Origin of the sequence: Kocuria rhizosphaerae, assembly GCF_044462265.1 — a bacterium.
Lineage (GTDB): Bacteria > Actinomycetota > Actinomycetes > Actinomycetales > Micrococcaceae > Kocuria > Kocuria rhizosphaerae.
Genome location: NZ_JBISWL010000069.1, coordinates 35654 through 62452 on the forward strand (window position 1 = coordinate 35654; position 26799 = coordinate 62452).

Below are 26799 nucleotides of genomic sequence, written 5' to 3' on the forward strand. Positions count from 1 at the left end.
ACTGCCGAAGGATGCCACGTGCCCGTGCAGACCGATCCCCGCTCGAGCCGCGACAGCTCCGGAGCCCCCTTCGAGGGCCTCTCCCCCGTGGCGCAGCCGCTGAGCGTCACCGAGGACCACCAGTGGGCGACCCTCGCCCACTTCGGCGGCGTCGCCGGCTTCCTGCCCTCGTTCCTGATCCACCGCGTCTTCCGCGGCCGGGGCCGGTTCACCGAGCAGGAGTCGAAGGAGGCCATGAACTTCACCCTGCTGCCGACGCTCGTGGTCGTCGTCGGTGTGCTGCTCGCGCCGGTGCCCTACATCGGCTGGTTCTTCGCGCTCGCGGCCACCGCCGCCTGGCTGCTGCTGGCCGTGGGCTCGCTCGCCGGCGGCATCGGGGTGAACCGCGGCGACCCGCACGTCTACCGCTTCAACACCCGGCTCTACGACCGGCTCGAGGAGAAGCTGCGCGAGCGGTCCGTGAACCGCACCGGCCGCCGCTGAGCCGTCCCTTCCGGGCCCGCGGACGACCGGGGCCCGGCGGAGGCCTCAGCCCAGTAGCCGCCGCACCACGGCGTCGCCCAGGAGCCGGCCCCGCAGGGTCAGCACCACGGCACCGCGCAGCGCCTCCCGCGGCTCCACCAGCCCGTCCGCGATCAGCCCGGCCACCGCGGTGCGCCCGTTCTCGTCGAGGGCGGACAGGGGCAGGCCCTCCCGGGTCCTCGTCTCCAGCATCACGCGCTCCAGGCGGCGCGTTCCGGCGTCGAGGATCTCGCGACCCGCGGCCGGCGACTCGCCCGCCCGGATCCGGCGCGTATAGGGCACGGGGTGCTTGAGGTTCCACCAGCGGGTCCCGCCCACGTGCGAGTGCGCCCCGGGACCGATCCCCCACCAGTCCTGGTTGTGCCAGTAGGCGAGGTTGTGCCGGCTCCGGTGGGCCTGCGGATCCGCGCCGGGCGCGGGCCGGGCCCAGTTGCTCACCTCATACCACTCGAAACCGGCCTGTGCGAGGAGACGGTCGGCCAGCTCGTACTTGTCGGCCTGGTCGTCCTCGTCCACGGGTGGCACCTCGCCGCGGCGCATGCGCGCCGCCAGCCGCGTGCCCTCCTCGATGATCAGCGAGTACGCCGAGACGTGGTCGGGCTCGTAGGAGACCGCCGTGCGCACGGAGCGCTCCCAGTCGGCCAGGGACTCCCCCGGCGTCCCGTGGATGAGGTCGACGCTCACGCCCAGACCGGCCTCGCGCGCCCACGCCACGGCGCGCGGGACGTTCTCCGGGTCGTGGGTGCGGTCCAGGACCGCGAGCACGTGCGGGACCGCGGACTGCATCCCGAAGGACACGCGCGTCACGCCGGCCGCGGCGAGCAGCCGCAGGGAGCGGGGCGTCACGGAGTCGGGGTTCGCCTCCGTCGTCACCTCGGCGCCCTCGGCCAGCCCGAAGCTCTCCCGGGCCTGGGCCAGGACCGCGGCGAGGTCCTCGGCGGGCAGCAGCGTGGGGGTGCCGCCGCCGAGGAACACGCTGTGCAGCGGGCGGACGGCCGCGCCCGAGTCCTCGAGGACCCGGCGGGCCCACCGGACCTCCGCCGCGGCGTCGCCGGCGTAGGCGTCCTGCGAGACACCCGGCCCCAGTTCCGTGGCGGTGTAGGTGTTGAAGTCGCAGTAGCCGCAGCGGACCGCGCAGAACGGCACGTGCACGTACAGGCTCAGCGTGCGCTCCGCGGATCCCGGCGCGGCCGAGGACGGCAGCCGCCCGTCGAGCGGGGCGGGCAGGCCCTCGGGCTGGGCCGGGGCCACTACTTCTTCTTCTTGTCCGCGGCCTCGTCGGAGGACAGTGCCGCCACGAACGCCTCCTGGGGGACCTCGACGCGGCCGACCATCTTCATCCGCTTCTTGCCCTCCTTCTGCTTCTCGAGCAGCTTGCGCTTGCGGGAGATGTCACCGCCGTAGCACTTGGAGAGCACGTCCTTGCGGATCGCCCGGATGTTCTCGCGGGCGATCACGCGCGAGCCGATCGCGGCCTGGATGGGGACCTCGAACTGCTGGCGCGGGATGAGCTCCCGCAGCTTCCCGGTCATCATCACACCGTAGGAGTACGCCTTGTCCCGGTGGGTGATCGCGCTGAACGCGTCCACGGGCTCACCCTGCAGCAGGATGTCGACCTTCACGAGGTCGGCCGCCTCCTCGCCGTCGGCCTTCCAGTCCAGGGACGCGTAGCCCTTGGTGCGGGACTTGAGCTGGTCGAAGAAGTCGAAGACGATCTCGGCGAGCGGCAGGCGGTAGCGCAGCTCAACCCGGTCCTCCGAGAGGTAGTCCATGCCCTGGAGCTGGCCACGCTTGGACTGGCACAGCTCCATGATCGCGCCGATGAACTCGGACGGGGCCAGGACCGTGGCGGTGACCATGGGCTCGCGGATCTCGGCGAGCTTGCCCTCGGGGAACTCCGACGGGTTGGTGACCACGCGCTCGGAGCGGTCCTCCAGCGTGACGTTGTAGCTCACGGACGGCGCCGTGGAGATCAGGTCCAGGTTGAACTCGCGCTCCAGGCGCTCGCGCACGATCTCGAGGTGCAGCAGGCCGAGGAATCCGCACCGGAAGCCGAAGCCCAGGGCCGCGGAGTTCTCGGGCTCGTAGACCAGGGCGGCGTCGTTGAGCTGCAGCTTGTCGAGGGCGTCGCGCAGGACCGGGTAGTCGGAGCCGTCGATCGGGAACAGGCCGGAGAAGACCATCGGCTTGGGGTCCTGGTAGCCGCCCAGGGACACCGTGGCGGGCCGCTGCGCGTTGGTGACGGTGTCGCCCACGCGGGACTGGCGGACGTCCTTCACCCCGGTGATCAGGTAGCCCACCTCCCCCACGCCCAGCCCCTGCGTGGGCTTGGGCTCGGGCGAGATGACGCCGATCTCCAGCAGCTCGTGCTGGGCCCCGGTGGACATCATCCGGATCCGCTCGCGCGGGGTGAGCTTGCCGTCCACCACGCGCACGTAGGTCACCACGCCGCGGTAGGTGTCGTAGACGGAGTCGAAGATCATCGACCGGGAGGGCGCGTCGGCGTCGCCCACCGGCCCCGGGACCTCCTGGACGATGCGGTCCAGGAGCGCCTCCACGCCCTCACCCGTCTTGCCGGAGACCCGCAGCACGTCGCCCGGGTCCACGCCGATCAGGTTGCCCAGCTCCTCGGCGTACTTCTCCGGCTGCGCCGCGGGCAGGTCGATCTTGTTCAGCACCGGGATGATCGTCAGGTCGTTCTCCATGGCCAGATAGAGGTTGGCCAGGGTCTGCGCCTCGATCCCCTGCGCCGCGTCCACCAGCAGGAGGGTGCCCTCGCAGGCCGCGAGGGAGCGGGAGACCTCGTAGGTGAAGTCCACGTGGCCCGGCGTGTCGATCATGTTGAGCGCGAAGTCCGTGCCCGCCACGTTCCAGGGCATGCGCACCGCCTGGGACTTGATGGTGATCCCGCGCTCGCGCTCGATGTCCATCCGGTCCAGGTACTGGGCCTTCATCTCCCGGGAGGTGACCACGCCCGTGGCCTGCAGCATCCGGTCCGCGAGTGTGGACTTGCCGTGGTCGATGTGGGCGATGATGCAGAAGTTCCGGATGATCCCCGGATCGGTCGAGGCGGGAACCGGGGCATTGACGGCCAGCGGTGACACGGGCGGTCCTTTCTCCGGGAGAACGTCGCTTCCGGCAGGTCCTGGGGCTACCGGCGGGAGGAGCGCCGGGGATTCAACTGCCCAGTTTCCCACGTTTGGCGGTGGGGGGCCATTTGACCGGACGCGCCGCCCCGGCAGTGCCTCCCCGCGCTCCCCGGCCCCGTCTCCCGGTCCGCGCGCCCGGGAGCCCCCCTGGCCGCCGGCGTGCCGTGACCGCCGGAGCGCCCCGGCGGCCGGGGCGCCGTGACCGCAGGGCCGCCCTGGCCGCCGGAGTGTCACGGTGGGAGAATGGGCCCCGGGCTCGGCAGCACGAGGCGAGGGGGCAGTGTCATGGGCGGCGAGGACTTCCGGCTCTCCGTGGACGCCGCGGAGGTCTACGAGGCGAAGTTCGTGCCTGCCATGTTCGGTCGCTGGGCCCCGCACCTCGTGCGGGCGGCCGGTGTGCGGCCCGGGCAGTCCGTGCTCGACGTCGCCTGCGGGACCGGCGTCGTGGCCCGCGAGGCGGCGCGGCTCCTGCAGGGGCGCGGACGCGTCGTGGGCCTGGACGTCAACGCCGGCATGCTCACCGTCGCACGGCGCGTCGCCCCCGAGCTCGAGTGGGTCGAGGCGGACGCCGTCGCCCTGCCGTTCCCGGACGGCTCCTTCGACGTGGTCCTCTGCCAGGCCGGGCTGATGTTCCTGCCGGACCCGGGCCGCGCACTGCGGGAGATGGCCCGCGTGGCGGTGGCCGGGGGGACGGTCGCCGTGCAGGTCTGGGACGAGCTGCGGGAACAGACGGCGTGGACGCCCTTCTACGGGGTCGTCGAGCGCCACGCGGGCCCGGACGCGGTCGACCTGATCGGCTCCTACTGGCGGCTGGGCGACCTCGTGGAGCTCAACGAGGGCCTCGCGGGCGCCGGCCTGCGGACGCTCGACACGCTGACCCGCACGGACACGGCGGACTTCCCGTCCGTCGAGGAGTTCGTCGCGACAGAGGTCGGTGGCACGCCCCTGCGCAGCCGGCTCACGGACGAGGCCTACGCCCGGATCCTCGAGGGCGCGGAGGACGCCCTCGGCCCCTGGCGGACCGCGGAGGGACGCCTGGAGCTGCCGATCCGGGGGCACATCGTCACGGCCCGCGCGGAGCCCGGCCCCCGCTGAGTGACCCGTCCTCGCGGAGGCAGCTGCACCGTCGGCCCCGTCGATGGGGACCCGCCGCCGACCGGACGGGCCGTCCAGGGACCGGCCGCCGGGGCCCCGACGGCCGAGCGGACCGGCCCGTGGGTAGAGTGGCCGCCATGAGACCCGACCTGCGCGCCCTCGCGCGGCTCGCGGCGCGGGCCGCCGACGCCTGGCGGCGCCCCGCGGCGACCCGCCGCGTGCGTTCCCGCACGGGAGACACCGTCCCGCCCGACGCGGCGGGAGGGACCTCCCGGCCCTACGCCGGCGACTGGGACGGTCCCGTCCGGCCCGTCCACCGGCCCCTGGCCGACGGCGAGCCGGACCCCGGGGAGATCGTGTGGACCTGGGTGCCCTACGAGGAGGATCACCGTCGCGGGAAGGACCGCCCCGTCCTGGTCGTCGACCGCCACGGCGAGCACCTCCTGTGCTTGATGCTCACGTCCCGGGACCGGTCGAACCGGTTCGAGCAGGATCCGGACCACCTCGACATCGGCACCGGCGCCTGGGACCCGAGGGGACGCCCCTCGGAGGTGAGGCTCGACCGCGTCGTGCGGGTGCTGCCCGCCGACGTCCGCCGCGAGGGCGCCGTCCTCCCGGAGGACCGTTTCCGCCGGGTGGCCGAGGCCCTCCGGCGGCGCAGGGAGTGACGCCGCGCGTCCGTCACCGGGCCCGGGGCCGGACGCCGCACGGCAACCCCGGGCCGCGGGCGATCGTCTGCTAGACTGTCCTGCTGTGTGTCCGCGCTGGTCGTCGGGCACTGCAGGACGGTCGCCACAAGGGTGTCCCCGCTCCCGATCAGTCTCATGGCCGGCCTGTTTGCCCTCACTGACCGAATTCCGCACTCACCGCCAAGGAGTTTCACGTGGCCAACATCAAGTCCCAGAAGAAGCGCAACCTCACGAACGAGAAGGCGCGTCTTCGCAACAACGCCTACAAGTCCGAGCTGAAGACCCTGGTCCGCCGGGTCGACGAGGCCGTCAAGACCTCGGACAAGGAGACCGCCCAGGACGCGCTGCGCGTGGTGTCCCGCAAGCTGGACAAGGCCGTCAGCAAGGGCGTGCTGCACAAGAACAACGCGGCCAACAAGAAGTCCGGCCTGGCCAAGCTGGTCGCCAAGATCTGATCCGCGTCCGTCGCGAACGGCACCCGCCCCACGGGCGGCACCGTCCGGAGGCCCCGTCCCGCTCAGGGACGGGGCCTCCGTCGTGTGCGGGAGCGGCCGCCCTCAGCGGTGGCCGGAGAGCGCGATGGTCGTGATCGCGCGCTCGACCGCATAGGCCGGGGCCCGCCCCTCGCCCTTGACCTGGGCGTCGGCCTCCGCCAGGGCGCGCAGGGCGCGCACGAGGTCCGCCTCGGAGAAACGGCGCGCCTCGTCCTGCGCCCGCTCCACCTGCCACGGGGCCGCCCCGATCCGCTGCGCCAGCTGCCCCGCCCCGCCCCGGGTGCCGTGCACCTGGGCGATCGTGCGCAGCTTCGCCGCCAGCGCCCCGACCATGGGCACGGGGTCCACACCGGTGTCCAGGGCCTGTCGCCACAGCTTCAGGGCGGTCTCGGCGCGCCCGGCCAGCGCGGCGTCGGCCACCTTGAAGGCGGTCGCCTCGACCCGGCCGCCGTAGTACTTCTCGACGTCGTCGAAGGTGATGGTTTCCGGTCCGTCGGAGAGCAGCTGGGCGCACGCGGCGGCGAGCTCCGCGGTGCTGCTCCCCACGGCGGCGGCCAGAGCGCGGGCCGCGTCGGGGTCGATGCGGCGGCGGTGTGCGCGGAACTCGGTGACGATGAAGTCGGTCTTGTCACGGTCGTTCATGAGGGGCTTGCACTCGACGACGACGGCGCCGGCGGCCCTCAGCGCGTCGAGGAGCTTCTTGCCGCGGTTGCCGGCCGCGTGCTCCCAGAGCACGACGACGTCGGGGTCCGGGGCCCGGACGTAGGCGAGACCGTCGGCCAGGCAGTCGTCGTTCATGGCCGCGAGGTTGGTCACGTGGATCAGCTTGGCCTCGTCGAAGAGGGACGGGCTGGCCAGCGCGGCCAGCTGCCCCGGAACGTAGGCCGAGGCGTCGACCACGGACAGCTCGACCGGGCCCCGCTGCTCCTTGAGGACCTCGCGGACGCGGTCGCGGGCCCGGCCGGCCAGGTACTCCTCGGGGCCCGTGAGCAGGACGAGGGGCGCGGGCCCGACGTCCCGCCACGTCGGGCCGGTGGCGGGGGCTGGGCGTCGGGCTGGGGTCATGGCCGCGTCCTCCTGTGCTGGCGACCCGGCGGCCGCGTGCTCTCCTGGGATGGTCCCCAGCTTCTCACGGCCCGGGGACACCGGTCCGCGCGGTCCGCCGCGCGGGCGGGGCCCCGGGAGGGCCGGCCGGACGTGGACCCGGGGGTTCGCTCCCCGGTGTCGGTGGAATGGACAGTCGCCTTGCTGTACGGTCGGGAACGGCATGTGTGATCCCCGTCACCCCCACCGGAAGGACACCCCATGACCACACTTCCCCGCCTCGCCGTGCCCGCTCTGGCGCTCGGACTCCTGGGCATGACCGCCTCCCCCGCTGTGGCCGACCAGGGCGGATCCGCCACCGAGTCCATCACCGAGACGGCCCCCGCCCCGTCCAGCGCTCCGGGGATCGCCGTGGCCGGGGCCGGCGTGCTGGCCGTGGTCGGTTCCGCCGTGGTGGCACGACGCCGCGGCGACGGCGCCCGCTGACCGTCCGGACGGGCGGCGGGCGCCGGGGCCTGCGGTTCGGGGTCAGGCGCGTCCGGCCGGACGGCGGTCCGTCCTGCGGCGTCCGCGACGGAAGTAGAGCACCGGTCCCACGAAGTTGACGGCGATCACGGCCGCCCACTTCGCCTTGGACCCGTTGACCTCCGAGGCCGGGCGCCGCGCCAGGTCGGCCCACGCCGTGGCGGCCAGCGAGATCTCCACCGAGGCCAGGGCCAGGAGCGCCGTCCGCCGTCCCGGGCTCAGGTCCTGCCACCGGACGGCGTGCTTCCTGTTCGCGTTCATGATGCTCCTCCTGGTCGTGCCCGATCGGCCTCCTGACGGGCCGGTCCCGGGTCGGCTCCCCACCCCGGGCCCGCCCGGGGAGCCGTGGCCCGACGGCGCGCGCGGGTCCACGGGGCCCTGGTCGAGGCGGAACGGCGGGTACTCGTGGCGCAGCAGCAGCATGTGGGCCAGCACTCGGTAGACCCAGCGGTTGACGCCGACGACGAGGGCGAAGAGCTCGTGGCGGTATCGCCCCGCGGTCGGCGGAGCCGGTGCTGCGGTCATGGCCTGTCCTTCCGTGTACGGCCGGTGCCGCGGTCAGGGCTTGCCGGGGGGCGTCGCGGGACCGGGTGCCAGTTCCTCGGCGATCTCCCGGGCCCAGGCCTCGATCGCGGTCCAGTCGCGGTAGTCGCCGAAGTGTCCGCCCATCCCGCGGAAGAGGACGCCGCCCCAGCGCGGCAGCTGGTCCTGGCGGCAGACCCCCGAGAACAGGCGGTGCCCTCGCGGGCGCGCGACGTCGCGCAGCGCGTCCGCCAGGCGACGGTCCTGCCCCGAGCGAGCCGCTCCGCGGACGATGCGGGGCAGTCCGCCGGACATCCCGACACTGAACAGCCACACCGGGCGGGCCCGCAGCTCCGCCGCACGGCGGTGGACGAACTCCGTGGCCGCGGGCAGCCAGGCCTGTCCGTGGACGGCGCTGCCCAGCACGACGGCGTCGTAGGCCTCCAGCTCCTCGATCCGCCCGACCGGCACGACATCGGCCACGGCCCCCTCGTGCCGCAGCACGTCGGCGATCCGCTGCGCGATCTCTGTCGTCGATCCGTGTGCGCTGGCATGTGCCACCAAAACCCGCATCCGTGCCTCCCCTCGGGCGTGGCCCCAGCGTAAGACCGTTCCCCGGCCCGAGCCATCTGTGACCGAGTGTCACGTCGGCCACGGAGACGGTGGGCGGTGCGAGCGGTCCGGGGCGTCCGCTCCGGGCCCGACTCCATGCCCTACGATGGCGCCATGACCCGCACGGACACCGCATCCCGGGTGATCCCCGCCCCGGCCGGAGACGTCTGGGCGGCCCTCCTCGACGAGGACGCCCTCGCCGAGTGGCTCCCGCCGGAAGGCATGAGCGGGTGGTTCGAGCACTTCGACCCCCGGCCGGGTGGTTCCTACCGACTGGTCCTGACCTACGCGGACTCCTCCGGCAGCCCGGGCAAGGCCTCGGCGGACACCGACGTCGTGGAGGTACGTTTCGCGGAGATCGTGCCCGGGGTGCGCATCGTCCAGGCCGTGGAGTTCGTGGCCGCGGACCCGGCGTACGCCGGGACCATGACCCTCACGTGGCAGCTCGCTCCCGCCGGCACCGGCACGCGCGTCGAGGTCCGCGCCGACGACGTGCCCGCCGGCATCTCCGCCGCCGACCACGCGGCCGGCCTCGCCTCCTCCCTGGCGAACCTGGCCCGCCACGTCGAGCGCCACGGGCCCGCCGCGCCACCGGGACGGCGCGTCCGGCCGGCAGGCACCGGACGGTCGGAGCGCCGGACGTGAGCCGGGATCCGCTCGGCGTGCCGGGGCGAGCTCAGGAGTGCCCGTGGAGCGTCAGCTGCCGACGGTGGTGGTCGTAGTGCACCGCTGCGTAGCGGTAGACGTCGGCCAGGCTCATCCAGTCCTGGAAGTACGGGTCCCAGTGGACCGGGAAGTGCATCCCCCGCGCCAGGGCGTCGGCGGACTCGTGCTCGATCCGGTCGTGCAGGACGTCGACGGTGCGGTCGAACCACCGGGTCAGGCGGGGGCCCCGGACGACCAGGGCCCCGCCGCAGGAGCCGAGGTGGTTGATGACGTGGAAGGGACGGGTCCCGGCGTCCAGCACCCGGGAGAACACGCGGCCGACCACCGGTGGGAGCCGTCCCAGGAGGCGCACGAGCGGCAGCAGCCGGCGCACGACCAGGTGGCCGAAGTACATGTGGAAGAGCAGCTGCCCGTTGGTCCACCGGGTGCCCGCCGACCGGCGGCGCAGATCGGCCGGGCCGGCAGCGGCGACGAGGGCGTGGAAGTCGTCCCGGGCCCGGTCCAGCTCGAGGTGGATCGTCCTGCGGATGTCCGCGGCCTCGTCCATCGTCCTCGTCCTCTCCCACGGCGGCCCGGACGGCCACGCCGGCGTGCCCCGGCAGGGCCCGGGGCGCCGGACTCAGCGCAGGTCCAGGAACGCCCTCAGCTCGGCGAAGGCCTCCGGGACCACACTGTAGTGCGCCCACCGGCCGCGCTGCTCCCGGACGAGCAGGCCGGCGTCGACGAGCTTCTTCATGTGGTGGCTGACCGTCGGCTGGCTGATGCCCAGCTCGTCGGTGAGGTCGCAGGCGCACACCGCCTCACAGCCCTGGGCGGCCACGTGGGAGAGCAGGCGCAGGCGCATGGGGTCGGCCAGGGCCTTGAGCACCCCGGCGATCCGCTGGGCGTCGCCGGTGTCCACCGGTCCGCCCGAGAGCGCGCAGCACCGCTCGTCCGGCGCGCACGGCGCGCACGGCGCGCACGGACGGTCGGCGGAGGCCTCGAGGTCGACGTCGCGTGCGAGAGTCATCACCCCATTGTACATTGACGCCCGTCGATGTGACCCATAGTGTTATCGATAGATGACCGTCAATACGAAGGGCCGATGCCGCCGATGAGCACCACCACCACACCCCCCGCCCACCAGGCGGTGATGAAGGAGCTGTCCTTCCTCGACCGCTGGCTGCCCGCCTGGATCCTGCTGGCCATGGCCGCCGGGCTCCTGCTCGGACGGCTCGTCCCCGGCCTGGACACCGCCCTGGAGGCCGTGCGGATCGGGGAGGTCTCCCTGCCCATCGCCATCGGTCTGCTGGTGATGATGTACCCGGTCCTGGCCAAGGTCCGCTACGACGAGACCCACCGGATCGCCGGGGACCGCCGCCTGATGGGCGCCTCCCTGGTCCTGAACTGGATCGTGGGACCGGCCCTCATGTTCGCCCTCGCCTGGGTCTTCCTGCCGGACCTGCCCGAATACCGGACGGGCCTGATCATCGTGGGACTGGCCCGCTGCATCGCCATGGTCCTGATCTGGAACGACCTCGCCTGCGGGGACCGCGAGGCCGCGGCCGTGCTGGTGGCGATCAACTCCGTCTTCCAGGTCTTCGCCTTCGGCGCGCTGGGCTGGTTCTATCTCCAGGTGCTGCCCGGCTGGCTGGACCTGCCCACCACGTCCGCGGAGTTCTCCGTGTGGTCGATCGTCGTCTCCGTGCTGGTCTTCCTGGGCATCCCCCTGGTCGCCGGATTCCTCACCCGCACCCTCGGGGAGAAGGCCAGGGGCCGGGAGTGGTACGAGAACCGGTTCCTCCCCCGGCTGGGTCCGTGGGCGCTGTACGGCCTGCTGTTCACCATCGTGGTGCTGTTCGCCCTGCAGGGCGAGGCCATCACCTCCAGCCCGATGGACGTCGTGCGGATCGCCCTGCCGCTGCTCGTCTACTTCGTGCTGATGTTCGGCGTGGGCCTGCTGGCCTCCCGGGCCCTGGGCCTGGACTACGCCCGCTCCACGACCGTCGCGTTCACCGCCGCGGGCAACAACTTCGAGCTGGCCATCGCCGTTGCCGTCGCCACGTTCGGCGTGACCTCCGGACAGGCCCTCGCCGGGGTCGTCGGTCCGCTCATCGAGGTCCCGGTCCTCGTGGGCCTCGTCTACGTGTCCCTGTGGACGGCCCGCAGACTGTTCCCGGACGACGCCACCGTCCCGACCCGCTGATCCAGCACCGATGTCCACGAGTCAGGAGCTCCCCGTGCCCCGGTCCACACCGTCCGTCCTGTTCGTCTGCGCCAAGAACGGGGGCAAGTCCCAGATGGCCGCGGCCCTCATGGAGCACCGCGCCCACGGGGCGGTGGAGGTCCACTCCGCCGGCACCAGGCCGGGCCGGGCGATCAACGCCCTGTCCGCCGAGGTGGTCGCCGAGCTCGGCGCCGACATGTCCGGGGGCTTCCCCAAGCCGATCGACCCCGTGCTGCTGCGCCGCGTCGATCGCGTCGTCGTCCTCGGCGACGAGGCGACGGTGGACCCGGTCGAGGGCATGGCCGGCACGATCGAGACCTGGCGGACCGACGAGCCCTCGGCACGCGGGATCGAGGGCGCCGCGCGGATGCGGCTCGTCCGCGACGACATCGACGCCCGCGTGCGGGGGCTGCTCGCGGAGCTGACCCGCACGGCCCCCGAGGAGCCCGCCGGCGGGAAGCCGTCGGTCCTGTTCGTCTGCGTGCACAACGCCGGCCGCTCCCAGATGGCCGCGGCCTACCTGACCCACCTCTCCGGGGGCCGGATCGAGGTCCGCTCGGCCGGCTCCGCCCCCGCCGACGCCGTCAACCCGGCGGCCGTGGAGGCCATGGCCGAGGAGGGCATCGACCTGAGCGCCGAGACCCCCAAGGTGCTCACCGACGAGGCGGTCCAGGACTCCGACGTCGTCATCACCATGGGCTGCGGCGACGCCTGCCCGTTCCACCCCGGCAAGCGCTACGAGGACTGGAAGCTGGAGGACCCGGCCGGCAAGGGCGTCGCGGCCGTCCGGCCCATCCGCGACGAGATCAGGGCCCGCGTGCAGGCGCTGATCACCGAGCTGCTGCCCGCCGGCACCACGACCGCCCACTGAGAACGGAGAGCACCATGAGCCAGGAGACCACCGCGGCCACGGACCAGCTGATCATCGTGGGGTCCGGCCCCGCCGGCTACACCGCGGCGATCTACGCCGCACGGGCAGGGTTCGCGCCGCGGGTCATCGCCGGCTCCGTCAGCCACGGCGGCGCCCTGATGACCACGACCGAGGTCGAGAACTTCCCCGGCTTCCCGGGAGGCATCCAGGGCCCGGAGCTGATGGAGGGACTGCGCGAGCAGGCCGAGCGCTTCGGCGCGGCCGTCGAGTACGACGACGCCGCGACCGTCACGCTCACCGGCCACCTCAAGGAGGTGACCACGCTGGAGGGCGCGGCCTACCGGGCCCCCGCGGTCATCGTGGCCACCGGCTCCGCCTACAAGGAGCTGGGCCTGCCGGAGGAGAAGCGGCTCAGCGGCCACGGCGTCTCCTGGTGCGCCACCTGTGACGGGTTCTTCTTCCGCGGCCAGCACATCGTCGTCGTCGGCGGCGGGGACTCCGCCATGGAGGAGGCCCTGTTCCTGACCCGCTTCGCCGCCTCCGTGACCGTGGTCGTGCGCCGGGACACGCTGCGCGCCTCGCGGATCATGGCCCAGCGCGCGCACGACCACGACAAGATCCGCTTCGCGTGGAACAGCGCGGTCACCGCCGTCCACGGCCAGGACAAGGTCACCGGCGTGACGCTGACCGACACCACGAACGGGGCGACCCGTGAGCTGGAGGCCACGGGAGTGTTCGTGGCCATCGGCCACCTCCCGCGCACGGACCTCGTCAAGGGGCAGCTGGAGCTGGACGAGGAGGGGTACATCGTCGTCGACTCCCCCACGACCGTCACGAACAGGCCGGGCGTCTTCGCGTGCGGGGACGCCGTGGACCACCGCTACCGGCAGGCCATCACCGCGGCCGGCACGGGCTGCGCGGCCGCCCTCGACGCCGAGCGCTACCTCGCCGCCCTCGAGGACGCCGACTCCATCGCCACCGCCCTCGTGGAGGAGGACACCCATGGCTGAGACCGCGGGCCGGCCGGTGGTCGTCATCGGGGCGGGGCCCGTCGGCCTCGCCGCCGCCGCGCACCTGCTGGAGCGCGGGCTCGACCCGCTCGTCCTCGAGGCCGGCGCCGGGGCCGGCGCGGCGGTCCGCGCGTGGGGCCACACCCGGCTGTTCTCCCCGTGGCGCTACGACGTCGACGACGCCGCGGTCCGCCTGCTCCGCCGGCACGGCTGGACCGCCCCGGACCCCGCCGTCCTGCCGACCGGCGCCGAGCTCGTCGCGCACTACCTCGCTCCTCTGTCCGCCCTGCTCGCCCCGCACCTGCGCACGAGCACCCGGGTCCTCGCCGTCAGCCGCGCGGGCCTCGACAGGACCCGCACCGCCGGCCGCGAGCGCGCGCCGTTCCTGGTGCGGGTCCGGCGTCCCGACGGAACGGTCGAGGACCTCCTGGCGGCCGCGGTCCTCGACGCCTCCGGCACGTGGGGCCGGCGCAACCCGCTGGGCCGGGCCGGTCTGCCCGCTCTCGGCGAGGCAGAGGCGGCCGACCGGATCACCGCCCCGCTGCCCGACATCAGCGGCCGGGACCGGGACCGGTTCGCCGGCCGGCGGGTGCTGGTCGTGGGCGGCGGGCACTCGGCGGCCAACGCGCTGCTCGAGCTGGGCGAACTGGCCCGGCGGGAGCCCGGCACGAGGATCGGCTGGGCCCTCCGCTCGGCCGGCGTCACCCGTGCCTACGGCGGGCAGGAGCGGGACGAGCTGGCGGCCCGCGGCGCCCTCGGCACCCGCCTGCGGCTCCTCGTGGCCTCCGGGGCGGTCGAGGTGCACACCTCCTTCGGGATCACCGGTTTCGCCTCCGCCGACGACGGACTCACCGTCCGCGCCGAGACCCCCGGCGGGCCGCGGGAGCTGACCGTGGACGTGCTGGTCCCGGCCACCGGGTTCCGCCCCGACCTCACGATGCTCTCGGAGCTGCGCCTGGAGCTCGACCCGGCCGTCGAGGCCCCGAGGCGGCTCGGGCCGCTGATCGATCCCGAGTTCCACTCCTGCGGCACGGTGCCCCCGCACGGGGAGCGCCTCCTGGCCCATCCGGAGCCGGGGTTCTACGTCGTCGGGATGAAGAGCTACGGGCGGGCGCCGACCTTCCTCATGGCCACCGGCTACGAGCAGGTCCGCTCCGTCGCCGCGGCCCTGGCCGGGGACCGCGCCGCGGCCGACGACGTGCGGCTGGAGCTGCCCGAGACGGGGGTCTGCGCCACGGACCTGGGCGGCTCCTGCGATCCGCCCGAGCGGGGAAGCACCCCCCGCCCCGGGAGCGAGCGGCCGGGCGCGACCGACACCGGCCGACCTGCCGGGGCCTGCTGCCCGGGCGCCGAGCCCCTCGACGCCGGGCCGGCCCCGGCCCCCGTGCCCGCACCCTGCCGCTGACCGCGTCCCGAGCGCTCCCCCGAAGGGGCGGTCGCGTTCTCGCCTCCGGCACCGTGGACACGCATGTCCTGCGGTGCACAGCCGGGGCCCCCTCGCGCAGCGGTACGCGCGCACGCGCGGCCTCGACCGGGGAGCCGGCGCCCGCCGCGTCGGGACCGCAGGCGGACGTGGTGGTCCTCGGCGCCGGGCCACTGCCCTGCGTGCGCGGCGCAGGTCCCGGCGGGGCCCTAGACTTCCAGTCATGAGCCCTGTGCTGCTCCTGGACCCCGGTTTCTACGTCCGGCCCGTGCCCGACGACGGACCGGCCGGTGACCTGGGCGCGATCGGGTCCCGTCTCGTGTTCGAGGCCTACGAAGACGCCGCCCGGCACCTCCGGATCCTCACGGAGCGTGTGGACCCCGTCCACATGGCCGTGCCGCTGGCGCCACTGCCGGTGCCCTCCCACGTGCCGGGCGTCAGCGTCCCCGGGCACGTGATCGGCTTCCGGCTGACCGGGACGGCGGCCGCCGTGCCGGACGCCGCCGACCGGCAGGTCGCGGCGCTGAAGGCCGCCGTCAGGAAGCTGGGGATGATCAGCCCCGAGGCCCTGGAGGCCCTGGCGCCCTGAGCGTCCCCGGCGCCGGGCGGGTCAGTCGTGGGGGCACGTGCAGCCGGGGCCGCACCCGTCGTCCTGCGCGGCCGCCCCGCGCACGGGGTCGGCGTTCCGGACGCAGCAGCCCGCGTCGCCGCCGTTCGCGTGGCCGTCCTCGTCGCCGACCAGCACCGCCACCGGGGAGCAGCAGGCGTCCCCGCGCCAGGCCTCGAGCCCCTCCTTCAGGGCGAACCCGGCGATGACCAGCGCGGCGAGCGGGTCCGCCCAGGACCAGCCGAGGGTGCTGTTGAGGACCAGGCCCACGAGCAGCACTCCGGAGAGGTACGTGCACAGCAGGGTCTGCTTGGAGTCGGCCACCGCGGAGGCGGAGCCCAGCTCCCGGCCCGTGCGGCGCTCGAACCAGGACAGGAACGGCATGACCACCAGGCTCACGGAGGCCAGGCCGATGCCGACCGGCGAGTGCTCCGGCTCGGCGGCCCCGGTCAGCGCGCGGACCGCGTCCACCGTGACGAAGACGGCCAGACCGACGAAGGAGACGGCGATCAGGCGCATGGCGGCCCGCTCGCGCCGATGGTGGTCGGGGGCGGCGAACTGCCAGGCGACCGCGGCGGCCGAGAGGACCTCGACGACGGAGTCCAGGCCGAAGCCGATCAACGCCGAGGAGGACGCGATGGATCCGGCGGTCAGGGCGACGACGGCCTCGACCACGTTGTAGGCGATCGTCGCACCGACGATGAGGCGCACGCGCCGGTGCAGCACGGCCCGGCGGGCGACGGAGACCGGGCGGGACCCGATCGAGAGGGAACTCATGTGCAGGTGCATCCTTCCGGCGAGCAGCAGTCGGCATCCACGGTCACCACGAGCTGCAGCAGGTGGTCCAGCGCCTCGCCCAGCAGGGGGTCGGCCAGCCGGTACCAGGTGCAGCGGCCCTGACGGTCGGCCTCCACGAGACCGCAGCCGCGCAGACAGGCCAGCTGGTTGGAGACCACCTGCCGGGAGACTCCCAGCTCCTCGGCCAGCTCGGAGGGCCGGGCGGGGGCGCCGCGCAGCGAGAGCAGGATCCGGGTGCGCACGCCCTCCGAGAGGGCGTGGCCGAGCCGGGTCAGGGCGGCGGTGTGAGCGAGGGTCACCGTGGTCATGCCCCCACGGTACACGCCGTCGTGTACCGTCCGGAACCACGCCCGCGGCCCGCAGCGGTCGGGCCTGTACCCTGTGGGCAGCGTCGAGTCGCCGGAGGAGGACCTGTGCCCGTCTGGATCTGCCGCTCGTGCGGCGTGGAGCACGCCCCCGCCGCCGATCCGCCCGAGGAGTGCGCGATCTGCGCCGACGACCGGGAGGACAAACTGCTCGAGGGCCCGCGGTGGACGACGCCGGACCAGCTGCGCGACGCCGGTCACGAGACGCGGGTCGAGGAGCTCGAGCCGGACCTGTACGGCATCAGGGTCGTCCCCCGGTTCGGGATCGGCCAGCGGGCCCTGCTGGTGCGGACCCCGGAAGGGAACCTGCTGTGGGACCCGACCGGCTACCTGGACCGGTCCGCGGTCGAGCGCGTGCGGGACCTGGGCGGGGCGGACTGCATCGTCGCCAGCCACCCCCACATGTACGGGGTCCAGATCGAGTGGTCCCGGGCCCTGGGCGGGATCCCCGTGCTCGTGGCCGAGGCCGACCGCCACTGGCTGCAGCGGTCGGGCCCGGAGGTCGAGTACTGGACCGGGCGGCGCCGGCCGCTGCCCGGCCTCACCCTCCACACCCTCGGCGGGCACTTCCCGGGCAGCGCCGTCGTCCACTGGCCGGCCGGGGCCCAGGGGCGCGGGGTCCTGCTGTCCGGGGACACCCTGTTCGTGAACCCCGACCGGCGCACGGTCGCGTTCATGCGCAGCTACGTCAACCCCTACCCGCTCTCGGCGGCGGTCGTGGAGCGGATCGCCGGAGCCGTCGGCGACCTGTCCTTCGACCGGATCTACGCCAACACGGGCGGGGTCATCGACACCGGGGCCCGGGAAGCCGTGCACCGCTCGGCACGGCGGCACGTGGCGTGGGTCCGCGGCGACCACGACGATCTGACGTGACCCCCGGGGGACCGGCACGGACGTGAGGCAGCTGACGTACTTCCTGGCCGTGGTCGACCACGGCGGGTTCACCCGGGCCGCCGAGCACCTGCTCATCGCCCAGCCGTCGTTGTCCCAGACCGTCAAGGACCTCGACGGGCACCGCGTCGTGGACACCGCCGCAACCGCAGAGGTCACCCGGGCCGTCGTCGAGGCCCTGGCCGGGGCGCCGAACACCTCCTGAGGTGCGCCGGCCCGCTCCGTTCAGTGGCTGATGGCGGGGGCGGCGCCGATGAAGCGGGTGCTCAGCACCTGCGCGGCGACGAAACCGGCGATGTCGGCGGCCGTGGCCCAGCTCCCCACGTGGTCACGACCGAAGTAGCCGACATAGTTCACCCCTCGCCCCGATCCTGGGAAGCAGTGGGCGAAGCGCACGATCGTCCAGTCCAGGTCCGCGCCGGTGACCACGGCCAGCATCTGGTGCTTCTGCCGGCACCGTCGGGGGTGGAGAGTGGTCGCCAGGGCACGGTGGGTGCGCAGCCACGCGGAGGGCCGCTCGTGGGAGTACAGTCCCGTGACCGGCCCCCCAGGCCGATGTAGCGGCGCACTCCGTGGGCCTGCATCGCGGCCACGATGTGGCCGGTGCCCTCCACGAGGTCGCCGTCCCGTGCGCGCCGGTCCAGGCGGGGATCCAGGGCGTTGACGACCACGTCGCCCCGTGCCACGGCCTCCGCCACCGACGCCGCGTCGGTGATCTCCCCCGTCGTCACCGCGACGTCCGGTCCCCAGCGGCGGGGCCCCGGTGCCCGATCGGCCATGTGCGCCAGGACCTCGAACCCCCGGCCGACCAGATGGTCGACGACGGCCTGCCCCACGTCGTTGCTCGCCCCGAACACCGTCACTCGCATGTGCTCCGCGCCCCTTTCGTCCCCCCGGGTTCTGGTCGCACACTAGCCGATAGTGCATGGATTTCGGGCCGGATGCGCGATATGGCCCCGTGTGCGTCATCGAGGCGGGCCCGCCGGGCCGTCGGAACCGTGGTCCCGGGCCGCGGCTTCGTCTCGCGGGCCGTGAGCTCCTCGCGTCCCGTGGTCCCCGGGCTGCCGTGCCCGGGCCGGGGCACCGCCCCGTTCTCCGGCAGCGGGAAGTGGGACAATGGCCGGATGGACGCGAGCGCGGACGCGAACGACAGGCCCTCCGGTGCGCCGTCGAGCCGGATGCGGGTGCTGTGGGCGGTGCGGCGCGCATCGGAGGCCCGGGGCGTGGACGAGCTGGCCGACGACGTCGGCCTGCACCCCAACACGGTGCGGTTCCACCTCGGCCGGCTGGAGCACCACGGGCTCGTCCGGCGTCAGCTGGCGCACCACGACACTCCCGGTCGGCCCTCGCTGCGGTTCACGGCCGTCCCGCAGCCCGATCGCGAAGGCCGTGACCTCCAGGATCTGGCGCAGCTGCTGGCGGGAGTCCTGGACCGTCAGGTGCCGGGATCGGCGGCGATGACCGAGCGGGCGGGCCGGGCCTGGGCGGCGCATCTGGTCGAGGCCCGCACGGGACCGGCCCCGGATGCCCGGGAAGCGATCACCCAGGTGATGGAGGCCCTGACCAGCGTCGGCTTCGCCCCGGAGGTCACCTCGGACGGTCGTCACGTCACCGTGCTGCAGAGACGCTGTCCGTTTCTGGAGGTCGCCCGCGAGCACCGTGACGTGGTGTGCTCGGTGCAGCTCGGACTGCTCCGAGGACTGCTCGAACGTCTCGGTGCGCCGCTCGAGGTGACCGGCCTGGCGCCTTTCGCCACACCCCAGGGGTGCCTGGTGCACATCGCGGCGACGTAGCACACCGGAACACTCGGCGGAGCGGACCGGCCACCGAGGCACCGTCCCGGCTGCTCCTTCGGCCGCGCCGTGACGTCGCACCGTCCCCCGCGCGGCCCGCGCACCGTCCCCGCCCGTTCCCCGTCCGGCCGCCGTCCGAGCGATGCCGGCGGCCGCACCTGCCCGCCGTCGCCCGCCCTCGCCCGGGGCGCCGCCGTCCTGCGCGGCCCCGGGTCGTCGCGGAGCAGCGCGTGCCCGAGGCGCAGGATGCCGGCCCGGAGGCCGCCACCCCTTGCGCTTGCGGTTACGACGAGAGTTAATACAAGTAGATTCGTAAAAATTGGGGGGGGCACCATGAGCGTCCTCGGCGCCGTCGATCCGGCGCCCACGGGTATCGACGACGGCCACCGCTGGTCGGAGCCGGAGCCGGTACCCCCCGTCCCGCGGTCGGCGTCCCGGGACCGCACCACCGCACCTCCTCGTCGTCGCCCCGGGCATCTGCCCGGAGCCCACGACCCGCCCCGTCCGCCGGCACACCTCGTCCCCGCGCTCCGCCCCGCCAGCCCATCGAGAGCACACCGTGTCCCGGCGATCGCCGGCCCGGTGATCAGCGGGACAGGGCTCACCCACACCCATCCACCCGCCCTTCCACCAGGAGATTCCGATGTCCGCCACCGTGCCGCGCACCCCGGAAAGCCGCCACGTCCCGCACCGGGCCGGAGCCGATCCCGCCCACACGGCGTTCGTGCTCCTGCGCGTCGGCTTCACCGTCCTGCCGATCGTCCTCGGCCTGGACAAGTTCACCAACATCCTCACGACCTGGGAGAACTATCTCGCGCCCTGGGCGGTGGACCTGCTGCCCGTCAGCGCCCACACCGCGATGCTCGTCGTGGGCGTGGTCGAGGTCCTCGCCGGGGTCCTCGTGGCGATCAGGCCCCGCATCGGGGCCTACGTCGTCGCGCTGTGGTTGGCCGGGATCGTGGTCAACCTGCTCAGCTTCGGCTACTACGACATCGCCCTGCGTGATGTCGGACTGCTGGTGGGCGCCCTCGCCCTGGGCCTGCTCGCCGGGGCCCACGACCGCCCCCGCCGTGCCGGGTGACCGCCGCCGGAGCCGGGCGTCCGACACGGACACACCTCTTGCCCACCGGCTGACCACTGTGGTCGGCTGACGCACGAGGGCCGGAACAGGCGGCTCCGCGGAGCGTCCCGGACCTCCCGGGCGGGCAGGCCACGCGGCACACCACCGTGCGGCCTGCCCGCCGGGAACCCGGGGGCGCCCCGACACGCACGAGGAGGCGGAGATGGACTGGGCCGGCTGGGCGCTGTTCGGGCTGCTGGCCACCGGCGCGCTGACACTGACGATGATCGCCGCCCAGATGGCGGGGCTGACCCGGCTGGACATACCCCTCGTCCTGGGCACCGTCGTGACCGAGGACCCCGACCGGGCACGCGCCGTCGGCGGCGTCCTGCACCTGATCGCCGGACAGGGCTTCGCCCTCGGCTACGCCGGCACGTTCGCCCTGCTGCAGCAGGCCAGCTGGTGGCTGGGCGGGCTCCTGGGCCTGCTCCACGGCGCGGTCGCGCTGACCCTGATCCTCCCGCTGCTGCCGGGGGTGCATCCCAGGATGGCCTCCCACCGGGCGGGCCCGGCCAGCCGTGCGGTGCTGGAGCCCCCGGGACTGCTGGCGCTGAACTACGGCTTCCAGACCCCCGTCGTGGCCCTGGTCGCGCACCTGGCCTACGGCATCCTTCTCGGGATGCTCCTGGACCCCCGCTGACCCGGGCAGCATCCGCGACGCACACCCAGCCGACCGGCCGCCCCCGGCCGCCGGGACCGCCCACGACGACGGGAGAGGCCATGACAACGGGAGAGGCCACGACGCCGGGAGAGGCCACGACCGGCCCCGAACGACCGCCGGCGCCGTCGGCCCCCATCGGGGACCACGGACTGATCGGCGACACCCGCACGGCCGCGCTCGTCACCGGAGACGGCACCATCGACTGGTGTTGCCTGCCCGGTTTCGACGGCACGACCGTGTTCGGCTCCCTGCTCGGCGGGCCCGGAGCCGGACGCTTCCGGGCCGGCCCTGCACAGCCCGTCACGCCGTCGGAACGGCGCTACCGGGACAACACGGCCACCCTGAGGACCAGCTGGGACACCGACGGCGGCCGTCTGGTGCTGACCGAGGCGATGGTCGCGGAGGTCTCCGGTCGGCTGCTGCCCACCACGCTGCTCGTGCGGCGGCTCTGCGCCGAAGGCGGCCCGGTCGCCGCGGTGATCGACTTCGACCCCCGGTGGGGAGAGCACCACCGCCGTCCGCGCACCCGCCGGGGCTCCCTGCTGATCTGCGACTTCGGCCGGTCGGCGCTCTCACTGGCCAGTCACCCGCCCCTGGAGATCACGCCGGGTCGCCCCGGCACGATCACCGTCGAGCCGGGACGGCCGGTCACCCTCGTGCTGGCCGCCGCCCACGGCGAGCCCCTGGTCCACGTCGACCCCGTGACCGCCTGGGAGCTGGTCGCCGACGACGAAGCCCGCTGGCGGCGGTGGGCCGCGGAGGTCCACGAGGACCTGCCGCACCGTCCGGAGGTGGTCCGCAGCCTCCTGACCCTGCGCCTGCTCACGTACTCCCCATCGGGCGCCCCGGTCGCCGCCCCGACCACGTCCCTGCCCGAGGACCCCGGCGGGATCCGCAACTGGGACTACCGCTACACCTGGCCGCGCGACGCCAGCATCGGGGTGAGCACCTTCCTGCGCACCGGCAAGTCCCTGGAGGCCGACCGGTTCCTCGGCTGGCTGCTCCACGCCAGCCGCCTGGACCGCCCCCGGCTGCCGGCCCTGCTCACCCTCATGGGGGGACCGGTCCCCGCGGAACGGAACCTGACGGGGTGGCCCGGCTACGCCGGCAGCGCCCCCGTGCGCACCGGGAACGCGGCCGCCGGCCAGCACCAGCTCGACGGCTACGGGTGGGTCCTGGACGCAGCGTGGAACTCCGTGTGCGCCGGCCGCCGGCTGAACTCCGAGACCTGGCGGGCGATGCGCGCCTTCGCCGACACCGTCGCCGCCCGCTGGCCCGAACCCGACGCCGGGATCTGGGAGATCCGCGACGACGCCGCCCACCACGTCCACTCCAAGCTCATGGGCTGGCTGGCCCTGGACCGGGCCCTGCGCCTCGGGGCCACCCACCGCCTCGGCGGACGGCAGCGCCGGCGCTGGACGACCGCCCGGGACGAGCTCGCGGAGCAGATCCGGACCCGGGGCTTCGACCCCGGGCGGGGCGGCTACACCCGGGCCTACGGCTCCCCGGACCTCGACGCCGCCCTGCTCCTGCTGCCCGCGACCGGATTCGAGCCCCCCGGCTCACCCAGGGCGCGTGCCACCGTGGACATGATCCGGACGGAGCTGTCGGCCGGAGGCCCGCTGCTCCACCGCTATCCTCCGGGGCGGGACGGGCTGCCCGGCGGGGAGGGTGCCTTCCTGCCGTGCTCCTTCTGGCTCGTCCAGGCCCTGGCCGGCACGGGGCGGCGTTCCGAGGCCACGGCCCTCTTCGACGAGCTGCTCGAGCTCGCCGGTCCCCTGGGCCTCTACGGGGAGGAGATGGATCCGGCCACCGGTGCCCACCTCGGCAACTTCCCCCAGGCCCTCACCCACGCCGCCCTGGTCCAGGCCGCCCTGGCGCTGCGCGACACGGCCCCCACGGCCGCAGCGTGACCGTGCTCGAGCACGAGGCCTGCCCGGACGGAGCCGTGAGGGGCTCCACGAGGGCGTTCGCAACCCCCGGCCGGTGCGACGGGCCCGGGCGGGACGGGCCCGGGCGGGACGGGCCCGGGCGGGACGGGACGGGCGGGGCGGGGCTGCGGGCCCGGGACCGGCGCGCCGCACCGGGCGAGCGCCTCCCGGAGCGCGGCTCGTCGACGACGGTGTGCCGGTCCGCTGCGGCGCGCCGCCGCTGCTCCAGGGGCACGGCGAGAAGACGCTGCTCCTCGCGCAGGAGCGCCACGCCGCCGTGCTCGTCGGTGCGCAGCAGCGGCACGCCGCTGCGTTCCAGATGGGCGAGGATCGACGGGTGCGGGTGGCCGTAGTCGTTGTCGCGGCCGACCGAGACCACGGCCAGCCGGGGGCTCGCCGCGTCGATGACGGCCGTCCCCCCGTTGCGCGCCCCGTGGTGCGAGACCTTGAGGACGTCGACGTCCAGGTCGGGACCGGCCCGGCGCACCAGCCTCCGGGCGCTCTCCTCCTCCAGGTCTCCCGTGAGCAGCCAGGACACGGTCCCGCCGCCCGGAGCCGTCAGCTCCGCCCGCAGGACGAGGGAGGCGTTGTTCTCGTCCGCGGAACTCGGCGCCCCGAAACGCCGGGCCGGAGCCGGTTCGGGGGCCAGGACGGTCAGTTCCAGTCCGCCGATCCTGCGGCTCTCCCCCGGCACAGGACGGCGGGACGGAGTTCCCGGCAGGGCCTCGGCCAGCGCCGCCGGCGGGTCCGGGGCGGCGGTGGAGTACCAGACCTCGCCGACTCCCCCGCCGCGGCGGGCCAGGGCGGGCAGCCCGCCGGTGTGGTCGGCGTGGGCGTGCGTGAGCACCACGAGCTCCAGACCCTGCACGCCGCTGCGGTCCAGACAGCGCCCGAGCGCCCGCGGGTCGGGTCCGGTGTCCACGAGCACGGCCTTCCCCGGAGCGGTGCGCAGCAGGAGGGCGTCCCCCTGCCCGACGTCGCAGACCACGGCCTCCCACGCCGGCGCCGGACGGTGGGCGCCCACGACCGCCCGGAGGGCGAGTCCCAGCATGACGAGCAGCAGGAGCGCGGCGACCGTGGCGCGTCGGCGGCGCCGCCGCCAGGTCCGTTCCGGGGCGGCCCGCGGAGCGGGGCCGCTGCGCAGCAGGCCCGCGTCCGGGCCGGGCCGGCGCCGGCGGACGTCCACGGCGTGCACGGCGGCGATCCCGGAGGCGCTCAGCACCGCCATGAGCAGCACTCCCGGCAGGCCGTCGGGCCACGGGGCCAGTGCCCCGTGCGCACCGGCGAACCCCCGGGCGATGGCCGCGATGACACGGGTGCCGGCGGCTCCCGCCGTGAGCGGTGCGAGCGCGAGTTCGGTGCCGGCGGGCAGTCCGAGCACCAGGAGCCCGAGGAGTCCGCAGACGGTCACCAGGGGGACGAACGGGGCCGCCAGGACGTTGGCCGGGAGCGCGTACAGGGGGACGTCCGGCTGGAGCAGGACGAGCACCGGGGCGCACCACAGCTGCGCGGCCACCGGGACGGCGAGGGCCGCGGCGAGCGGGTCGGGCACCGCGGTGCCCAGCCACCGGGCGAGGGGCCGTCCGGTGACCACGATGCCGGCGGTGGCGAGCACGGAGAGCACGAACCCGAACTCGGCGGCCAGCGCCGGACGGGCGACCACGAGCACGACCACCGCTCCGCTCAGACCGGCCAGGGACACGGCGGGCCGTCCCGCGAGGAGGCTCAGGGCGGCGAGACCACCCATCGTGGCGGCCCGGAGCACGGACGGGTCGGGGCCCACCAGGACGACGAAGGCGGCGAGCGCGCCCAGTCCGGCGAGCAGGCAGGCGCGCCGTCTGGCCCCGAGGGCCAGGGCGGTGTGACCGGCCAGGACGGTGACGAGCGCGCAGTTGGCCCCCGAGACCGCGGTGAGGTGGGTGAGCCCGGTGTCGCGCATGTCCTGGTCGAGGTCCGGGCCGATGCCGGAGCGCTCGCCGAAGGTCATCCCCGGCAGCAGCCCCGCGGCGTCCGGGCCGAGTCCCGCCGTGGACAGCACGAAGCGCTCGCGGACCCGGTCCCGTGCCGTGGGAGCGGCAGCGGGCACCGGGCGGGGCGGGGCCTCGGCGCGCAGGAGCACTGTTCCCGGGGGCCGGTCCGGAACGGCGGTGACGACGGCGGCGATCCGCTCACCGGGGACGAGGCGGCTCCAGGACGGTCCGTCCGCGAAAACGGTGGCGTTCACGCCGGTGCGCGCGCTGCGGCCGTCGTGGACGACCTCCTCCAGGGCCAGGTCGACCGTCACTCCCGCACGGTCCTCGCCCTCCGCCCCGGTCGGAGCCGGCGAGCTCCAGCGCCGGGGCCGCTCGGTGACCTCGGCGGTGACGCTCATGGCTGCGCCGTCGGCGAGGGCGTCCCCGAGCACGCCCGCGGTGGTCCCGCGGTGGGCGGCCCCGGTGCTCAGCAGCACGGCCAGCACCGCCAGGGCGCCGAGTGCTGCGGCGGACCAGGGCGCGGCCCGCCACGGTTCCCACCCGGGGTGCGGACCGGTCCGAACGGCGTGGGCGAGGGCGCCCACGAGCACGAGCACCAGCAACCCCAGCCCGGCCCCGGCCGCGGCCTCCATGAGGGGACGGTGGGCCGCGAGCACACCGGTGAGCCATGCGCCGAGGGCGGCGGGCACGAGGCGGAGGTCCCACGTGCACCTCGCGGCGCGGGCTTCGCGGTGCTGCTGGTGCTCGAGGGCACGTGACCACCAGACCGCGGGGCTCCTCACACGGTCACCAGCGGCAGCAGGGCCTCCATCAGCGTGGGACCGATGCCCGGAACGGCGTCGAGCTCCTCGACGACGGCGAAGCCGCCCTGCTGCTCCCGGAACGCCACGATCCGCCCGGCGAGCACCGGGCCGATCCTGGGCAGGGTCTCCAGCTCCTGGGCGGAGGCGGTGTTGAGGTTCACGGGACCGGCCGGGGCACCGGCCGCCGGCGCCCCGGGCGGCGGCGCCGCCCCGGTGCCCTCGGGGAGCGGGCCGTGCGCGGGCGCCGCGCGGGCGTCGGGGACGAGCACCTGCTGGCCGTCGGCCACGGGCGCGGCCAGGTTCACGGCCGCGGTGGCGGCGTGCTCCGTGAGTCCCCCGGCGGCCTCGACGGCGTCCACGACGCGCGCGCCCCGGTCGACCTGCACGACGCCGGGCCGGGCGACCTCGCCCGTCACGTGCACGGCGAGCCGCGGCCCGGGCGAGGGCGATGCGGCGACGCCCCCGCCGGGCGTGGCGAGCGGGTCCTCCGGGCCGCCTGCGGGCGAGGGCTCCGGGCCGTCCGGGGCCTCGTCGTCGGCGCTCACGTCGGCGAGCACAGGACGTCCGGTCCCGTCCGGCACCGGGTCGCCACCGGCCCCGAGGAGGCTCCAGGCGAGGACGGCCAGCCCCGCCGCGGCGAGCAGCAGCAGGGGGACGGGGACGCGGGTGCGGGCGGCGACCTCCCACCGGTGCGCCGGACCCGGGTCGGGGTCGTCGGTGGACACGGACGGGCCGGCAGCGGCGTCGCCGCCGGCCTCCGCCAGGAGCGCGGCCAGCCGCTCACCCGGTGCCGCGGTACCGTCCGGGCGGGGACGATCGGCGGAGGTCGGGCGGGCACGGGGCGTGGTCATGGGCCCAGCCAACCTCGGCGGCCGCACCCCCGCGGCTGCCCGTGGAGGACCTGGGGACGCCGGGGCGGTGTTTCCCGGTCTGTGCAGGCCGGCTCAGCCCTCGACGTCGACCGAGTGCGGCCGTGGCCGAGGGAGAGCCTCCCGACCACGGCGGCGCGCGCCCCGAGTCCCGCGGGGC

The 26799-nt window shown here is 74.8% G+C and carries 30 protein-coding genes and 1 pseudogene; 18 read left to right on the forward strand and 13 right to left on the reverse strand.

Translation table 11 applies throughout. The annotated features are described in order from the left end of the window. Nucleotides 1–18 precede the first annotated feature (18 nt). Entirely contained in the window at nt 19–483 is a 465-nt protein-coding gene (locus ACH9EU_RS07710) for a DUF4870 domain-containing protein (RefSeq protein ID WP_396413355.1), read from the forward strand. Between the two features lie 45 nt (nt 484–528). Here ACH9EU_RS07710 and hemW read toward each other — a convergent pair whose 3' ends face one another. Together hemW and lepA are read right to left on the reverse strand one after the other, a co-directional pair. Then, complete coding sequence (gene hemW, locus ACH9EU_RS07715; RefSeq protein WP_396413356.1) at nt 529–1773, reverse strand: radical SAM family heme chaperone HemW; 1245 nt, start codon at nt 1771–1773, stop codon at nt 529–531. Next, complete coding sequence (lepA, locus tag ACH9EU_RS07720; protein ID WP_396413357.1) at nt 1773–3626, reverse strand: translation elongation factor 4; 1854 nt, start codon at nt 3624–3626, stop codon at nt 1773–1775. Before lepA ends, hemW begins: the two co-directional genes overlap by 1 nt. A gap of 330 nt (nt 3627–3956) precedes the next feature. On the opposite strand from lepA, the gene ACH9EU_RS07725 reads away from it, so the two are divergent. The 3 genes from ACH9EU_RS07725 (at nt 3957) to rpsT (ending at nt 5910) form a co-directional block, all read left to right on the forward strand. Further along, entirely contained in the window at nt 3957–4766 is an 810-nt protein-coding gene (locus ACH9EU_RS07725) for a methyltransferase domain-containing protein (RefSeq protein ID WP_396413358.1), read from the forward strand. A 137-nt stretch (nt 4767–4903) separates the two neighbouring features. Beyond that, the gene (locus tag ACH9EU_RS07730) at nt 4904–5434 is read left to right on the forward strand and encodes a type II toxin-antitoxin system PemK/MazF family toxin (RefSeq protein ID WP_396413359.1); all 531 of its coding nucleotides are present in this window, start codon (nt 4904–4906) and stop codon (nt 5432–5434) included. A 215-nt stretch (nt 5435–5649) separates the two neighbouring features. Further along, nucleotides 5650–5910: a 30S ribosomal protein S20 gene (gene rpsT / locus ACH9EU_RS07735; protein WP_396413360.1), complete on the forward strand. Its 261-nt coding sequence runs from the start codon at nt 5650–5652 to the stop codon at nt 5908–5910. Between the two features lie 102 nt (nt 5911–6012). Here rpsT and holA read toward each other — a convergent pair whose 3' ends face one another. Continuing rightward, nucleotides 6013–7014 carry a DNA polymerase III subunit delta gene (gene holA, locus ACH9EU_RS07740; protein WP_396413361.1) on the reverse strand — a complete coding sequence of 334 codons (1002 nt, stop codon included), beginning with the start codon at nt 7012–7014 and terminating at the stop codon, nt 6013–6015. 240 nt (nt 7015–7254) lie between these two features. On the opposite strand from holA, the gene ACH9EU_RS07745 reads away from it, so the two are divergent. Then, nucleotides 7255–7479: a hypothetical protein gene (locus ACH9EU_RS07745; RefSeq protein ID WP_396413362.1), complete on the forward strand. Its 225-nt coding sequence runs from the start codon at nt 7255–7257 to the stop codon at nt 7477–7479. Between the two features lie 42 nt (nt 7480–7521). Here ACH9EU_RS07745 and ACH9EU_RS07750 read toward each other — a convergent pair whose 3' ends face one another. Together ACH9EU_RS07750 and ACH9EU_RS07755 are read right to left on the reverse strand one after the other, a co-directional pair. After that, nucleotides 7522–8043 carry a hypothetical protein gene (locus ACH9EU_RS07750; protein WP_396413363.1) on the reverse strand — a complete coding sequence of 174 codons (522 nt, stop codon included), beginning with the start codon at nt 8041–8043 and terminating at the stop codon, nt 7522–7524. A gap of 33 nt (nt 8044–8076) precedes the next feature. Further along, nucleotides 8077–8601, reverse strand: a complete 525-nt coding sequence (locus tag ACH9EU_RS07755; protein WP_396413364.1) for a flavodoxin domain-containing protein — start codon at nt 8599–8601, stop codon at nt 8077–8079. 165 nt (nt 8602–8766) lie between these two features. On the opposite strand from ACH9EU_RS07755, the gene ACH9EU_RS07760 reads away from it, so the two are divergent. After that, the gene (locus ACH9EU_RS07760; RefSeq protein ID WP_396413365.1) at nt 8767–9297 is read left to right on the forward strand and encodes an SRPBCC family protein; all 531 of its coding nucleotides are present in this window, start codon (nt 8767–8769) and stop codon (nt 9295–9297) included. A 31-nt stretch (nt 9298–9328) separates the two neighbouring features. Here ACH9EU_RS07760 and ACH9EU_RS07765 read toward each other — a convergent pair whose 3' ends face one another. Then, the gene (locus tag ACH9EU_RS07765; protein ID WP_396413366.1) at nt 9329–9865 is read right to left on the reverse strand and encodes a DinB family protein; all 537 of its coding nucleotides are present in this window, start codon (nt 9863–9865) and stop codon (nt 9329–9331) included. Between the two features lie 72 nt (nt 9866–9937). Next, nucleotides 9938–10327, reverse strand: coding sequence for a metalloregulator ArsR/SmtB family transcription factor (locus ACH9EU_RS07770; protein ID WP_396413367.1), 390 nt, complete (start codon nt 10325–10327; stop codon nt 9938–9940). A gap of 84 nt (nt 10328–10411) precedes the next feature. On the opposite strand from ACH9EU_RS07770, the gene arsB reads away from it, so the two are divergent. From arsB to ACH9EU_RS07800, 6 genes and pseudogenes are all read left to right on the forward strand, one after another. Next, a complete protein-coding gene (arsB, locus tag ACH9EU_RS07775; protein WP_396413368.1) occupies nt 10412–11503 on the forward strand; it encodes an ACR3 family arsenite efflux transporter in 1092 nt (363 codons plus the stop codon). Between the two features lie 10 nt (nt 11504–11513). Further along, nucleotides 11514–11924: pseudogene (locus ACH9EU_RS07780) on the forward strand (arsenate-mycothiol transferase ArsC); the annotation flags it as partial. Between the two features lie 21 nt (nt 11925–11945). Then, nucleotides 11946–12395, forward strand: coding sequence for an arsenate reductase/protein-tyrosine-phosphatase family protein (locus tag ACH9EU_RS07785; RefSeq protein ID WP_396413451.1), 450 nt, complete (start codon nt 11946–11948; stop codon nt 12393–12395). 14 nt (nt 12396–12409) lie between these two features. Then, nucleotides 12410–13405: a thioredoxin-disulfide reductase gene (gene trxB, locus ACH9EU_RS07790; RefSeq protein WP_396413369.1), complete on the forward strand. Its 996-nt coding sequence runs from the start codon at nt 12410–12412 to the stop codon at nt 13403–13405. Next, nucleotides 13398–14810 (forward strand): NAD(P)-binding protein, encoded by a 1413-nt coding sequence (locus tag ACH9EU_RS07795; RefSeq protein WP_396413370.1) that lies wholly within the window; start codon nt 13398–13400, stop codon nt 14808–14810. The genes trxB and ACH9EU_RS07795 overlap by 8 nt, the downstream gene beginning before the upstream one ends. A 241-nt stretch (nt 14811–15051) precedes the next feature. After that, entirely contained in the window at nt 15052–15417 is a 366-nt protein-coding gene (locus tag ACH9EU_RS07800) for a hypothetical protein (protein ID WP_396413371.1), read from the forward strand. A 21-nt stretch (nt 15418–15438) separates the two neighbouring features. Here the strand turns inward: ACH9EU_RS07800 and ACH9EU_RS07805 are convergent, their stop codons facing one another. Further along, nucleotides 15439–16212, reverse strand: a complete 774-nt coding sequence (locus ACH9EU_RS07805) for a cation transporter (protein WP_396413372.1) — start codon at nt 16210–16212, stop codon at nt 15439–15441. Further along, nucleotides 16209–16541 (reverse strand): metalloregulator ArsR/SmtB family transcription factor, encoded by a 333-nt coding sequence (locus ACH9EU_RS07810; RefSeq protein ID WP_396413373.1) that lies wholly within the window; start codon nt 16539–16541, stop codon nt 16209–16211. Before ACH9EU_RS07810 ends, ACH9EU_RS07805 begins: the two co-directional genes overlap by 4 nt. A 105-nt stretch (nt 16542–16646) precedes the next feature. On the opposite strand from ACH9EU_RS07810, the gene ACH9EU_RS07815 reads away from it, so the two are divergent. Both ACH9EU_RS07815 and ACH9EU_RS07820 read left to right on the forward strand, forming a co-directional pair. Further along, nucleotides 16647–17471: an MBL fold metallo-hydrolase gene (locus tag ACH9EU_RS07815; protein ID WP_396413374.1), complete on the forward strand. Its 825-nt coding sequence runs from the start codon at nt 16647–16649 to the stop codon at nt 17469–17471. A 22-nt stretch (nt 17472–17493) separates the two neighbouring features. Continuing rightward, entirely contained in the window at nt 17494–17694 is a 201-nt protein-coding gene (locus tag ACH9EU_RS07820; RefSeq protein WP_396413375.1) for a LysR family transcriptional regulator, read from the forward strand. 20 nt (nt 17695–17714) lie between these two features. On the opposite strand, the gene ACH9EU_RS07825 is transcribed toward ACH9EU_RS07820, so the two are convergent. Then, nucleotides 17715–17927, reverse strand: a complete 213-nt coding sequence (locus tag ACH9EU_RS07825; protein ID WP_396413456.1) for a hypothetical protein — start codon at nt 17925–17927, stop codon at nt 17715–17717. Then, complete coding sequence (locus ACH9EU_RS07830) at nt 17843–18358, reverse strand: NAD(P)H-binding protein (protein ID WP_396413376.1); 516 nt, start codon at nt 18356–18358, stop codon at nt 17843–17845. Before ACH9EU_RS07830 ends, ACH9EU_RS07825 begins: the two co-directional genes overlap by 85 nt. Before the next feature lie 255 nt (nt 18359–18613). Between ACH9EU_RS07830 and ACH9EU_RS07835 the strand changes: the two genes are divergently transcribed. From ACH9EU_RS07835 to ACH9EU_RS07850, 4 genes are all read left to right on the forward strand, one after another. Beyond that, on the forward strand, nt 18614–19282 hold the full coding sequence (locus tag ACH9EU_RS07835) for a helix-turn-helix domain-containing protein (protein ID WP_396413377.1): 669 nt from the start codon (nt 18614–18616) through the stop codon (nt 19280–19282). A gap of 643 nt (nt 19283–19925) precedes the next feature. After that, complete coding sequence (locus ACH9EU_RS07840) at nt 19926–20363, forward strand: hypothetical protein (RefSeq protein ID WP_396413378.1); 438 nt, start codon at nt 19926–19928, stop codon at nt 20361–20363. Between the two features lie 202 nt (nt 20364–20565). Then, nucleotides 20566–21042, forward strand: a complete 477-nt coding sequence (locus ACH9EU_RS07845; protein WP_396413379.1) for a hypothetical protein — start codon at nt 20566–20568, stop codon at nt 21040–21042. Nucleotides 21043–21122: 80 nt separating this feature from the next. Beyond that, nucleotides 21123–22976, forward strand: a complete 1854-nt coding sequence (locus ACH9EU_RS07850) for a glycoside hydrolase family 15 protein (RefSeq protein ID WP_396413380.1) — start codon at nt 21123–21125, stop codon at nt 22974–22976. Here the strand turns inward: ACH9EU_RS07850 and ACH9EU_RS07855 are convergent. Both ACH9EU_RS07855 and ACH9EU_RS07860 read right to left on the reverse strand, forming a co-directional pair. After that, on the reverse strand, nt 22909–25749 hold the full coding sequence (locus ACH9EU_RS07855) for a ComEC/Rec2 family competence protein (protein ID WP_396413381.1): 2841 nt from the start codon (nt 25747–25749) through the stop codon (nt 22909–22911). The two genes, ACH9EU_RS07850 and ACH9EU_RS07855, sit on opposite strands and share 68 nt — an antisense overlap. Next, nucleotides 25746–26621 (reverse strand): helix-hairpin-helix domain-containing protein, encoded by an 876-nt coding sequence (locus ACH9EU_RS07860; RefSeq protein ID WP_396413382.1) that lies wholly within the window; start codon nt 26619–26621, stop codon nt 25746–25748. Before ACH9EU_RS07860 ends, ACH9EU_RS07855 begins: the two co-directional genes overlap by 4 nt. Between the last annotated feature and the right edge of the window lie 178 nt (nt 26622–26799).

Excerpts from the sequence above, each read along its gene's own strand:
- ACH9EU_RS07725 (WP_396413358.1), top strand. The coding sequence starts at position 3,957 with ATGGGCGGCGAGGACTTCCGGCTCTCCGTGGACGCCGCGGAGGTCTAC.
- ACH9EU_RS07730 (WP_396413359.1), top strand. The coding sequence starts at position 4,904 with ATGAGACCCGACCTGCGCGCCCTCGCGCGGCTCGCGGCGCGGGCCGCC.
- holA (WP_396413361.1), bottom strand. The coding sequence starts at position 7,014 with ATGACCCCAGCCCGACGCCCAGCCCCCGCCACCGGCCCGACGTGGCGG.
- ACH9EU_RS07745 (WP_396413362.1), top strand. The coding sequence starts at position 7,255 with ATGACCACACTTCCCCGCCTCGCCGTGCCCGCTCTGGCGCTCGGACTC.
- ACH9EU_RS07750 (WP_396413363.1), bottom strand. The coding sequence starts at position 8,043 with ATGACCGCAGCACCGGCTCCGCCGACCGCGGGGCGATACCGCCACGAG.
- ACH9EU_RS07760 (WP_396413365.1), top strand. The coding sequence starts at position 8,767 with ATGACCCGCACGGACACCGCATCCCGGGTGATCCCCGCCCCGGCCGGA.
- ACH9EU_RS07765 (WP_396413366.1), bottom strand. The coding sequence starts at position 9,865 with ATGGACGAGGCCGCGGACATCCGCAGGACGATCCACCTCGAGCTGGAC.
- ACH9EU_RS07770 (WP_396413367.1), bottom strand. The coding sequence starts at position 10,327 with ATGACTCTCGCACGCGACGTCGACCTCGAGGCCTCCGCCGACCGTCCG.
- arsB (WP_396413368.1), top strand. The coding sequence starts at position 10,412 with ATGAGCACCACCACCACACCCCCCGCCCACCAGGCGGTGATGAAGGAG.
- trxB (WP_396413369.1), top strand. The coding sequence starts at position 12,410 with ATGAGCCAGGAGACCACCGCGGCCACGGACCAGCTGATCATCGTGGGG.
- ACH9EU_RS07795 (WP_396413370.1), top strand. The coding sequence starts at position 13,398 with ATGGCTGAGACCGCGGGCCGGCCGGTGGTCGTCATCGGGGCGGGGCCC.
- ACH9EU_RS07800 (WP_396413371.1), top strand. The coding sequence starts at position 15,052 with ATGAGCCCTGTGCTGCTCCTGGACCCCGGTTTCTACGTCCGGCCCGTG.
- ACH9EU_RS07805 (WP_396413372.1), bottom strand. The coding sequence starts at position 16,212 with ATGAGTTCCCTCTCGATCGGGTCCCGCCCGGTCTCCGTCGCCCGCCGG.
- ACH9EU_RS07810 (WP_396413373.1), bottom strand. The coding sequence starts at position 16,541 with ATGACCACGGTGACCCTCGCTCACACCGCCGCCCTGACCCGGCTCGGC.
- ACH9EU_RS07825 (WP_396413456.1), bottom strand. The coding sequence starts at position 17,927 with ATGCTGGCCGTGGTCACCGGCGCGGACCTGGACTGGACGATCGTGCGC.
- ACH9EU_RS07830 (WP_396413376.1), bottom strand. The coding sequence starts at position 18,358 with ATGCGAGTGACGGTGTTCGGGGCGAGCAACGACGTGGGGCAGGCCGTC.
- ACH9EU_RS07835 (WP_396413377.1), top strand. The coding sequence starts at position 18,614 with ATGGACGCGAGCGCGGACGCGAACGACAGGCCCTCCGGTGCGCCGTCG.
- ACH9EU_RS07840 (WP_396413378.1), top strand. The coding sequence starts at position 19,926 with ATGTCCGCCACCGTGCCGCGCACCCCGGAAAGCCGCCACGTCCCGCAC.
- ACH9EU_RS07845 (WP_396413379.1), top strand. The coding sequence starts at position 20,566 with ATGGACTGGGCCGGCTGGGCGCTGTTCGGGCTGCTGGCCACCGGCGCG.
- ACH9EU_RS07850 (WP_396413380.1), top strand. The coding sequence starts at position 21,123 with ATGACAACGGGAGAGGCCACGACGCCGGGAGAGGCCACGACCGGCCCC.
- ACH9EU_RS07860 (WP_396413382.1), bottom strand. The coding sequence starts at position 26,621 with ATGACCACGCCCCGTGCCCGCCCGACCTCCGCCGATCGTCCCCGCCCG.